Origin of the sequence: Halorubrum rubrum (genome assembly GCF_024494685.1) — an archaeon.
Lineage (GTDB): Archaea > Halobacteriota > Halobacteria > Halobacteriales > Haloferacaceae > Halorubrum > Halorubrum rubrum.
The window spans coordinates 32305-43223 of the sequence record NZ_JANHDM010000019.1 but is presented as its reverse complement, the minus strand read 5'-3'; the positions used below and the strand labels follow the sequence as shown (position 1 = coordinate 43223).

The following is a 10919-nucleotide window of genomic DNA, read 5'->3' as shown; positions in this document are numbered from 1 at the left end:
CGCCGTGCGTGCGCGAAGCTGGTGGCTAGAGTTCCGTGAAATGCTGCTGAAAGCCACCGTCTACAACCTTCGCCGCAGCGTCCGATACCCGTAAAATCCGCCGCCGTATACCGAAACTACAGAGCCCGATTTTTCTATCCGCGCTACGTTTATTCCCGACCATCCCTCCTCGAAGGAGATCGGCTTCAGTCACATATAGTAGTAATAGTGGGTGTCAAGGTTGATGTCCGATGCTTCCGGCTCGGCCAAGATGTCGCCTACCGATTCAGCGATACTCAACGTAACTGGCAGATGCTTACAGAAGTCGGAGCTATTCCAATCCAACTTCGTAAAAGATAGGATTTCTTGGCAGAGTCGGCGATAATCCTGTGAGAAGTACTCTTCGTGCGGCTGGATTACGATCGGGTTTGGCGTTCCCGGCCCGTTGTAGACAGACTGCTCCGGTACGTATCCCTGCGTATACAGGTAGCATTCGTGTCTACCCGGTGGAATAGCGAGTGATCCTCGGAGGGCAGGATTATCGCCAGTTTTAGGGAACAATCGGAAGGGATGATTGTCGCGGATGGCGACAAACTCTTTCTCATTGATGCCCTCGGCACCGTTACTGAAGCCCTTCGCTTCTTCTTCCAAGAAGTTCGAGGACTTGTGGAGTACGAAGCGGTCGGGGTAGACGTCCCGGTACTGACCGTATTGCTCAAGGATGTTTTCGGCGAGCCGCTTCGCGTCCTCACGTGCAAGGTGCGTTTCACCGGGTCGATCGTCGCCAGAGATGTCCTCGACCTGCCCGCCCTCGATTACGAAATTGCGCCCATCCTCGATGAAAACTTGGGCGAGCGCGGCGCGAGTCTCCCCATCATCACCACGTTCCTTATAGAAGGAGATTCCGGCATAGCATGTCCTGCTACGCAGCTTGGCGAGCTTCCACGGGCGTCCTTCACGGGCCTTGTACAGCATCCCGACCGCGAGGTTCCACGCCAGTTCTGACTCCTCCTGTACGTCCTCACCTTCTTGATAGAGCGTCCGCGGGAGGAGGATTTGGGTCGGGGTGCGGTTCTTCATTCCCGTGATCTTGATCTGACTGCGGAAGTTCGTGGTTTCCGTTCTGATCCGTTGCGTATCCGTATTCGGATCCGAGCAACAGTCGACGATTCGTTGTGGAATCGGGACAAAGACCACATCGGGTTTCGGCGTTTGCGAGCAGATGCGGCTAATGTGGCTGTTGAAGAGTTTAAGCGCGAAATCAACGCGATCGTCTCTATCGGGCAATTCCTCGATCTGCCGCATATCATCTGGCCGGATTCGGCCCTTCCACTTGTCGAGCGTCTGGTAGTCTATCCCGATCCCCGTCTTCGAGTCGAAGCCGGGGAAGTTCTGCTTCCATCGCTTTCGTTTCTTTTTGCTCCGGATCCCCGTCCTCATCCCTCGGAGAAGTTCCTCCATCCGGCTGATTGAACGACTGCTCCCAACGATTCCTACGCTGACAACCTCGATATCCACCTTCTCTGAGATTGGGCAGGGGCCGTGTTCCAACAGACCAGCCCGCGGATCTTTCTTTTCTTGACCTTCCGCGAAGACGAGTTTCGGTTCAGGAATGCGCGTTATTTCAAACCCTGTCATTGGTCTATTCCACCTGATTTCCCTTCATCAGGATATCCCTCTCCTCGGCGTTCTTCGGCGGACGCTCAGCGAGTTCAAAGGCAAGCGGTACCAATCGCATTCGTTGTGATTGACTTGAGAGATTCAGATCCGCGAACTCGTCACCTGATTGCGTTTCTTCTGGGACGCCAAAATGAGTTCGCCACTGTCGGAATTGGGAACGCTTGTTGGTGATTCGCTCCCGATTGTTCTTGTCCAGTTCATTGTGGAGTTCGTCGGCTTCGTCCCCCTCAATCACCTTTTGCCCGTACCCATGTCTGGTGAACAACCAGCCCGTGGGTAAGAACGCGTAAAACTTGTCATCGTACTGCTTGACGCGAGGTTCCGCGTACCGATGGGCGACCGCTCGGCCCATATCCAGCAGCGCCACGTAGTCGTTGACCTCCTCCTTTCGTCGGATGTCTGTCTCTTCTCCTTGGAGAGTCTGCTGCGTAGTGCCGAACCGATCACTCACCTCAAAGATTAGCTTGTGAGTTCGATCATGTCTGACAACTCGGCACCGTTCGTGTCGTTTCGCACCCCGCCATAGCAATTGGTAGTTCAATAGCGTGATACCCCACCGGCGTTCATCGTCTCCAGCTGAGGCCATCCATTCCGTGAATGTATGTCGAGACGCGTCGTTCGCTTTGACGTACTTCCGGAGCGATTCTTGCATCTCCTCTGGGTCGATCAGGCTGTAGGCCTCGTCACCGTCGAACCAGATCGGGAGGTAGCTCGGATTCTCGTCCCGGACATCGTGGTGATTCCGGGCCACGCTCGGCATTACCCATAGATGGTCAGGTGGGTCGGCGACTTGGACGCAGTTCGGAATGAGTTCGCCGCGCTTCTTGACGGGATCATTTTCCCGAACATAGAATTCCCACTTCTTCTTACGTCGCTCCTTGGATTCCCGGTCGTCGATTAGTTGTCCGAGGCGTTCATATCCTACCTTCTTGATAGCGACTTTTTCCAAGAACCTCCAGAAGTCTTCGAATTCCAACTGCTCTAACTGCTCTGCCTCGTCCTCACTTAGACTGTGGTCGTCGCACAACCGCTCGTAGTAATCTCGTACTGCCTTCTCTTTCCGGATTCTGTCGTGGAAGATTTTCTTCCACTTCTGCTGAGCGGCGTAGTCAGCGGCGTACACGTGAAATTCGAACTCGGTATCCCCGCGGTGAAAGTCGATGAACTGTCTGGCGAGTTCGTTGATGAATGCTTCATCCGTCCGCCCGAGCTTGGTGTGCTTCGTCTCGACACGGAACACCTTCTCCTCGTTCTGCGCGGGGCGGTCAAGTACAATATCTGATGTCCCGGCATACTCGTCGCCTATTGCGTGGAATTCACCAGCCTCCAAATATTCCTTTACTTGCTGTCGATATGCCTCTCCGCTGTGTTGACTAGACTCCTGTTCCCCTTCGAGGTTCTCCCAAGACACTATCCACTATTACTCATATCAGATATAAAAAGGCTATTCGGAAAACACCCCGCAGAAAATATACGCAGTACCATATAACACACTAACAATACGAATGGCCGAAGAGTTAGATCCGGACGAGGTGATCGCACTACTGTTTGATGAGTGCAGGTATGAGAATATTCGTCCGAAGGCATTCCACAAGATCCTCTACTTCGTTGATAAGGAACTGGAGCGTGAACACGTCTCCGTTGACTTGCCCATCTTCTGGTATATGTATGGTGCGGTGGTAGCGACCTCAGAAACCGAGGCATCAATCGAAGGTGGAGAGGACGGCAACACAGTGAGGTGTTCGATTACGACCTCAGATATCGACGCTCCCGAGGTCGCCGTTCGCCGCGGACGCAGAGCGGTCAGTCGAGCTCTTGACCGTTATTACGATGGTGGTACTGAAGGTTTGACGGAGGAGATGTATGATGAAGCCCCTTACGAGGTGCAGCGTCACTACCGTCGCCTTGATCAGCAATTGGAGACCGCGACGGACGAGAAGCAGATGACACTTGACGGTGGCAAGAACGAAAAGCGAACTCGGGAAACTCTATACGACTTCGTGGAGGCGTTTCCCGAGGACGAGTTCTCGGAGTTTTCCGATGATCTGAGTATCTGGTATCGGTTGATGAGTGCAGAACTCGACTCCGACGATTATGACCCAGATAGGGCGCAAGATCTGGCCGAGGATTTCTGGAGATTGTTCTGCTTGGAGTTGGCCTGCCGAGAGAACAACGGACTGTCACGGGAGGAGATCGCTCGGGAACTGAAAGGGGTGTCGAGCGTGGAGGAATCCAAGCAACGCATTCGAAGTGACCTTCTCGAGATGGAGCAAAAGAAGGCGTACGAAAACGCCGAAGGTGACGAGACTGCTCTCAAGGCCGGAGAGGCACTTGTCATTCCGCACTTGGACTTTACGGTGGCACAAAACGTATGACGAGATACTTCCTTGACACCGGCCCACTACTTGGTGTTACGTTCCTCCACGATCTGTGGCGAGATGAGTCGGAGCAGTTGTTTGCGACGGACAACACGCTGTACACCAGCGATGCTGTTCTCTACGAATACTGTAATTATGACGGGTCAAACGATCTGGAGACGGCGGATATCGATTTAGAGTCCGAGGACGGACGATTCGGCCAGATTCTCTCGAAAGTTCGTCTCGCACAACGGAGTCTTGATATTAAGCTGCGAAGTTACGATGACGACGAGCTAGACCTCAAAACGCTTGTCGACGAGTTCATAGAGGAAACTGGGTTAGATGAAGAGATTGAACCAGAAGAACTCCTCGACAAACGAATCAAGCCGAACGTCGGAGAGTACCTCGCCAATAAGATCGGCAGAAGAGATGTCACGAAGGAAGTCGCTCGAGAGGTGATGGATGACCTGTGTGACGAGATCGAAACCGCCGCCCGAGAGACACAGGAGATGATTGATCAGCGGGTGAAGCGAGCCCCCCAGAGGGAGGACGACTGGTCGAACAAAAAGCGGCGATTACACTTTGTTGACGATCGCATCGACAAGGAAATCCTGTGTGATGCCGCCAATATGTACGAAATGAACCGGATACGGCGAGTGGTGACCACGGACAACAACCATATGTACTCCAACCGAGAGCGAATAAATACGATACTCGGATTGGTTATCGTCTTCATCAAGGACGAATTTAGCGAGACAACGCTTCCATCGTCGTCTGAGACGGAGTGAATCTACGTCAGGTCAATTCAGCCCGAGGGAAGCGAAAATCGTACCCCACCATTGATGATTTCTCGCCGTCAGTTTCGATGCAATCCCGGTTGTTACCGGTTTCTGCGCCAATGATGCCTTCAATATATTTGTGGGTCGCTCGCGTTCAGTCCGATGTACCTTTCCGGGTCGACGGCGTCCAATAGGGTATGAACGCGAATTCGCCGGCAGTTCCTGCGCGGAACATGTCAAGGAATTTGGTGAGGTAAGCATGACAAATCGTGATAAGTACTACAACCGGTCGAAACAGCAGGGGTACCGGAGCCGCGCCTCCTACAAGCTGAAACAGCTCGACGAGGAGGCGGACCTCCTCTCGCGGGGCGACACCGTCGTCGACCTCGGGGCCGCGCCGGGCGGCTGGCTCCAGGTGGCCGCGGAGGCGGTCGGGGAGGGCGGCACCGTCGTCGGCGTCGACCTCCAGCGCATCGACGACCTCGAGGAGCACGACGTCGAGACGATCCGCGGCGACATGACCGAGGAGCGCACCCGACACTACCTGCGGGAGGCGGTCGGGGAGGCGGGCGCGGACGTCGTCGTGAGCGACATGGCCCCGAACATGACCGGCGAGTACTCGCTGGATCACGCCCGGTCGGTCCACCTCGCCCGGCAGGCGTTCGACGTCGCGAAAGAGCTGCTCGCGCCCGGCGGCGACTTCGTCGTGAAGGTGTTCCAGGGCGAGGACCTCGACGCGTTCCGCGACGAGGTCGCCGAGGAGTTCCAGTACCTCCGCACCGTCTCGCCGCCCGCCTCGCGCGACTCCTCCTCCGAGGTGTACCTCGTCGCGAAGGGGCTCACGGCCGCCCCCGTCGAGGAGGGCGACCGGATCGAGGTCGACATCGAGGAGGTCGGCGACGAGGGCGACGGCATCGCCTACGTCGAGGGGTACTCGCTGTTCGTCGCCGACGCCGCCCCCGGCGAGACCGTCGAGGTCGTCGTCACCGACGTGAAGCCCCGGTTCGGCTTCGCCGAGCGGGCCGGGGAGTGACGCGTCAGTCGCTCGCCGGCCGCCGCCGCCACTCCCGCAGCGTGAACCGGTCGTGGTCGGTCTCCGCGGCCACTTCCCACTCCGTTTCGTCCCACTCGGGGTACCGCGTGTCCCCGTCGTAGCTCCCCTCCACGTGGCTGAGCGCCATCCCGTCGAGGTACGGCTGGAACAGCCCGTAGATCGCCCCGCCGCCGAGGACGTAGACGGCGTCGTCCGCGGACTCCCCGCTCTCGACGAGCCCGCGAGCCGCCTCGATCGCCGCCTCGACGCCGTCGACGACGACCGCGGTCGGCACGTCGACGGACGACACGCTCCGGCTCACCACGATCTGGCGGCTTCCGGGGAGGTCGTCGCGCATCGAGTCGAACGTGCGCCGGCCCAAGATCACCGGCGAGCCGGCGACGCGCTCGCGATACTGGCGGACGTCGGCCTCGATGTGCGGCCAGGGGACCTCGCCGTCCTCGCCGATCACGCCGTTCTCCGCCACCGCGGCGACGCTGACGAGTCGCATACCGATCCGCTGGGGCGCGACGATATAAAACTCCACGACGGCGTTCGGGATTCCGAGCCCGTCTACTCCGCGAGGCCGAGCAGGTCGAACGGGTAGCCGTTGTCGTTGTCGTCGGCCTCCTCGTAGACGACGCGGGCGGCCGCGACGTCCTGGATCGCGAGGCCGGTCGAGTCGAAGACGGTGACGCCGGTGACGCCCTCGTCGCCGGTGTCCCTGGCGCCCGCCCGCCCGGCGCGGTCGCCGACGACGATCTCGCCGATCTCGCCGTAGATGTCGTCGTCGCCGAGGACGCCCGCGGCGTACGGGACGTTGATCTCCCCGGAGTGGGTACACTGCGCGTGGTCGTCGATGACGATCGTCGCGTCGGAGAGCAGGTCGTCGGAAAGCTCGTGTTTGCCCTCGGCGTCGGCACCCATCGCGTTGACGTGGGTGTGCTCGCCCACGTCGTCGGGCCCGACGATCGGGTCCTCGACGGGCGTCACCGTCGAGAGCACGTCGCAGTGGCCGGCCTCCGAGATGGAGCCCGCGCGCACGTCGAAGCGGTCCTCGAAGGCGTCGATGAAGTTCGCCACGCGCTCCTCGTCGAGGTCGCTCACGACGACCTCCTCGATGTCGCGCACCGCGGCGATCGCCTCGAGCTGCGTGTACGCCTGAACGCCCGCGCCGACGATCCCCATCGAACTGGCGTCGGGAACCCCGAGGTGGTCGGTCGCGACCGCGGCGGCCGCGCCGGTCCGCTTCATCGTGAGCTCGGTCCCGTCCATGATCGCGAGCGGGAACGCGGTCTCCGGGTCCGAGTAGATCATCGTTCCCATCACGGTCGGGAGGTCGTGGTCGGCGGGGTTGTCCGTGTGGACGTTCACCCACTTGATCCCGGCGGCGTCCCAGTCCCCGGCGTCCATGTACGCGGGCATCGACCGGAAGTCGCCGTTGTACTCGGGCAGGTCGATGTACGACTTCGGCGGCATCTGGGCGTCGCCGCGCTCGTAGGCGGCGAACGCGCCCTCGACTGCCTCGATGACGCGGTCCATCCGCGCGTTCTCGTCGACGTCGTCGCCGTTGAGGAGCAGCGTCTGCATGTCGCAACTCTTGCCGGAGGGGTACTTATGAGTGCTGAAGCGCTCCGGTCGGAGGAAACGAACCGGACGCGGGACGCTCGGCTACGATCCGGTTGGATCCCGCCTACGATCCGGGAGCCGTCGGGCCGGAGTCGGCGTCGTCGGCCGGATCGAGACCGGAGCCCCTGATCTCGAAGCGCGCGCCGCCGTCGGACCCCGCCACGACCTCGACCTCCCAGCCGTGTGCCGTGACGATCTGATCGACGATCGCGAGCCCGAGGCCGGTGCCGTGCTCGGACGTGGTGTGACCCCGTTCGAAGACGGCCTCGCGCTCGGACGGAGGGATGCCCGGCCCGTCGTCCTCGACGTAGAACCCGTTCCCCGCCTCGAGCACGCCCGTGGTGACGGTCACGGACTCGCCGCCGTGGTCGAGGGCGTTTCGGAAGAGGTTCTCCAGCGCCTCGCCCGTCCGGACCGGGTCACATCGGATCGTGCCCGATCCGACGACTTCGAGGGCCTCCTCCGACAGGAGGCCCTCGCTCGCGGACCGGACCAGCGACTCGAAGGCGACCGGTGACGGCTCGTCGATCGCCGCCCCCTCCTTCGCGAGCGCGAGCAGGTCCTCGATGAGGTCGTCCATCTTCGCGAGCGCCCGGGCGCTGGTCTCGAGGCGGGGGTCGTCCGCCTCCTCCCGCACGAGGTCGACGTTCCCGTCGGCGACGTTCAGCGGGTTCCGCAGGTCGTGTGCGACCGTCGACGCGAACCGCTCCAGCTGCTCGTTCTTCTCGACGAGGCTCGCCTCGTAGTACTTCCGGTCGGAGACGTCGCGGCTGAACCCGCTGATGAGGTCGACCGATCCCCCCTCGTCGGTCAGCGGGATACACCGCGATTCCACCCACGACTGGAGCTCCGCGGACGCGTTCACCCGGTACTCGATCCGGACGTGCTCCCCGTTCGAGGCGCGGCCCATCGCCCGCTCGACGCGGTCGACGTCCTCGCGGTGTACCTGGTCGAGGAACGACCGCGGCTCCGCCCGGACCTCCTCGACCGGCTGCCCGAAGACGCTCTCGTACGCGGAGTTGACGAACTGGAGCTCCCGCCAGTCCGCCGAGAAGATCCACAGCGCGTCGTCGGTCGCCTCGGCGACCGACCGGAGCTGCCGGGCCGTCCGGTCGATCCGTCGCCGGGTTCGCTCGTGGTCGACCGCCGAGAGTACCTTCCGCGCCAGAAGCGGGGAGGGGTCGCCGATCGCCCGGTGGATGACGTAGTCGGTGACGCCGGCGGAGATGGCCTCGCTCGCGACCTCCTCGTCGCCCGTCTCGGTGAAGAGCACGAACGGGACCCCGTCGTCGTTCGCACGGACCGACCGGAGGTAGTCGAGGCCGGTCCGACCCGACATGTGGTGGTCGCTCACGATACAGTCGACGTCGTGACGCGAGCGGAGCCGCTCCGCCGCGTCGACCGACTCCGCCGTCCGAACGGCGAGCCGGTCGTCCTCGCGCTCGAGCCGCCGAGCGACCAGCTCGCGGAGATCGCGGTCGTCGTTGACGTATAGTACGGAGACGTCCGTCGCGTCGGCCATTACGTCGAACCGTCGGCGATGACTGAAGACGCTTCGGGATCGATTATCACCTGTCGTAACGGCTCGCGGGACGGCGGACGAGAAAACGGCGCGCGGTGCGGTCGTTCGACGGAACTCGGTTCGACGGGGGATCGGCGGCGGACGGGGTCGCGTACGCTCCCCGCTCGCCGATCGAGGTTCCTACGGAACCTCGCTTACATAGCGCCGCCCATGCCGCCCATACCGCCCATGCCGCCCATGCCGCCGGCGCCGCCCTCGTCGTCGTCGCCGGAGGTGGAGAGGTCGCCGGCCGCGATGATGTCGTCGATCTTGAGCACGAGGTTCGCGGCCTCGGCGGCGGAGGCGATCGCCTGCTCCTTGGCGTGGGCCGTCTCGACGACGCCCGCCTCGAAGGTGTCCTCGACCTCGCCGGTGAAGACGTTGAGTCCGGCGTGTGCGTCGCCCGACTCGTGGGCCGCACGGAGGTCGACCAGCAGGTCGATGGAGTCGAGACCGGCGTTCTCGGCGAGGACGCGGGGGATCAGCTCGAGCGCGTCGGCGAACGCCTCGACGGCGAGCTGCTCGCGCCCGGAGACGGAATCGGCGAAGTCGCGGAGCCGGCTCGCGAGCTCGACCTCGATCGCGCCGCCGCCGGGGAGCGTCCGGCCGTCCGAGACGGTCGTCGCGACCACGTCGATCGCGTCGTTGATGCCCCGCTCGAGCTCGTCGACGACGTGCTCGGTGGAGCCGTACAGGAGCAGCGTCGCGCCGTGGGGGTTCTCGCCCTCGACGTAGAACAGCTCCTCGTCTGCGTCACGGGTGACCGAGCCGACCGCGACGTCGTCTGCCGACAGCGAGTCGAGGTCGGTGACGATCGCCGCGTCGAGGACGTTCTTGAGGAACTTCATGTCGGACTTCTTGGTCCGACGGACCGCGAGGATGCCCTCCTTCGCGAGGTAGTGCTGTGCGAGGTCGTCGATCCCCTTCTGACAGAAGACGACGTCCGCGCCGCTCTCGACGATCCGGTCGACCTTCTCGCGGAGCTGCTTCTCCTCCTGGTCGAGGAACTTCTGGAGCTGGTCGGGGGAGTCGACGTTGACGGAGGTGTCGACGTCGGCCTCCTCGACCTCGATGGCCTCGTTGAGAAGCAGGACGTTCGCCTCCTCGAAGTCGGTGGGCATGTCGTCGTGGACTGGGTCCTTGTCGACGACCGCGCCGGAGAGCAGTCGGGACTCGCCGGCCGAGCGCCCGGTCCGCGTCTCGATGTTCAGGTTCTGGAGGTCGACGACGTGCGAGCCGTCCTCGGCCTCGACGGTGACCTCCTGGATCGCGCGGACGACGAGGTCCGCGAGGACGTCCTTCTCGAGCTCCGCGCCCTTGCCCGTCATCGACGTCTCGGCGACGTTCTTCAGCGTCTCCGTGTCGTCGGCGTCGACCGAGGTGGCGATCTCGTCGACCTGCTCGCGGGCGTACTCGCTCGCGAGGTTGAACCCCTTGATCACGGCGGTGGGGTGGATGTCCTGCTCGAGGAGGTCCTCGGCGTTCTTCAGGAGCTCGCCCGCGATGGCGACCGCGCTCGTCGTGCCGTCGCCGGCCTCGTCCTCCTGGGTTTCGGCGACCTCGACGATCATCTCGGCGGTCGGGTTGTCGATGTCCATCGTCTGCAGGATGGTGACGCCGTCGTTCGTGATGGTGACGTCGCCCATCGAGTCGACGAGCATCTTGTCCATTCCCTTCGGCCCGAGCGTCGAGCGTACGGACTCGGCGACGCCGCGCGCCGCGGAGATGTTGTACTCCTGTGCGTCCTTGTCCTTGACGCGCTGGGCGTCGTCGCCCATGATGATCATCGGCTGACCCTGCTGCATTCGCTGGCTCATACAGCGTTCGATTGTTTGTGATTCTATATAAACCCATCGCAACCGACTCCGCGGGAGCGAACGACCGAGCCGAGTGCTCCGACG

General features: G+C 61.9%; 9 protein-coding genes and 1 pseudogene. 4 read left to right on the top strand and 6 right to left on the bottom strand.

All coding sequences use genetic code 11. The features are described 5' to 3' along the window. Positions 1–94: pseudogene (locus NO889_RS16205) on the top strand (IS5/IS1182 family transposase); the annotation flags it as partial. Between the two features lie 95 nt (positions 95–189). Here the strand turns inward: NO889_RS16205 and NO889_RS16200 are convergent. Further along, positions 190–1617 (bottom strand): argonaute/piwi family protein, encoded by a 1428-nt coding sequence (locus NO889_RS16200; RefSeq protein ID WP_256413258.1) that lies wholly within the window; start codon positions 1615–1617, stop codon positions 190–192. A 4-nt stretch (positions 1618–1621) separates the two neighbouring features. Next, positions 1622–3070 (bottom strand): hypothetical protein, encoded by a 1449-nt coding sequence (locus NO889_RS16195; RefSeq protein ID WP_256413257.1) that lies wholly within the window; start codon positions 3068–3070, stop codon positions 1622–1624. 94 nt (positions 3071–3164) lie between these two features. Between NO889_RS16195 and NO889_RS16190 the strand changes: the two genes are divergently transcribed. From NO889_RS16190 to NO889_RS16180, 3 genes are all read left to right on the top strand, one after another. Then, positions 3165–4034, top strand: coding sequence for a hypothetical protein (locus NO889_RS16190; protein WP_256413256.1), 870 nt, complete (start codon positions 3165–3167; stop codon positions 4032–4034). Further along, the gene (locus NO889_RS16185) at positions 4031–4804 is read left to right on the top strand and encodes a hypothetical protein (RefSeq protein WP_256413255.1); all 774 of its coding nucleotides are present in this window, start codon (positions 4031–4033) and stop codon (positions 4802–4804) included. Before NO889_RS16190 ends, NO889_RS16185 begins: the two co-directional genes overlap by 4 nt. Before the next feature lie 250 nt (positions 4805–5054). Further along, complete coding sequence (locus tag NO889_RS16180; RefSeq protein WP_256413254.1) at positions 5055–5828, top strand: 23S rRNA (uridine(2552)-2'-O)-methyltransferase; 774 nt, start codon at positions 5055–5057, stop codon at positions 5826–5828. Between the two features lie 4 nt (positions 5829–5832). Here the strand turns inward: NO889_RS16180 and NO889_RS16175 are convergent, their stop codons facing one another. The 4 genes from NO889_RS16175 to thsB form a co-directional block, all read right to left on the bottom strand. Beyond that, positions 5833–6339, bottom strand: a complete 507-nt coding sequence (locus NO889_RS16175; protein WP_256413253.1) for a dihydrofolate reductase — start codon at positions 6337–6339, stop codon at positions 5833–5835. A gap of 62 nt (positions 6340–6401) precedes the next feature. Continuing rightward, on the bottom strand, positions 6402–7418 hold the full coding sequence (locus tag NO889_RS16170; protein WP_256413252.1) for an ornithine cyclodeaminase family protein: 1017 nt from the start codon (positions 7416–7418) through the stop codon (positions 6402–6404). A 103-nt stretch (positions 7419–7521) separates the two neighbouring features. Then, on the bottom strand, positions 7522–8979 hold the full coding sequence (locus NO889_RS16165) for an ATP-binding response regulator (RefSeq protein WP_256413251.1): 1458 nt from the start codon (positions 8977–8979) through the stop codon (positions 7522–7524). Positions 8980–9173: 194 nt separating this feature from the next. Then, a complete protein-coding gene (gene thsB, locus NO889_RS16160; RefSeq protein ID WP_256413259.1) occupies positions 9174–10823 on the bottom strand; it encodes a thermosome subunit beta in 1650 nt (549 codons plus the stop codon). Positions 10824–10919 lie beyond the last annotated feature (96 nt).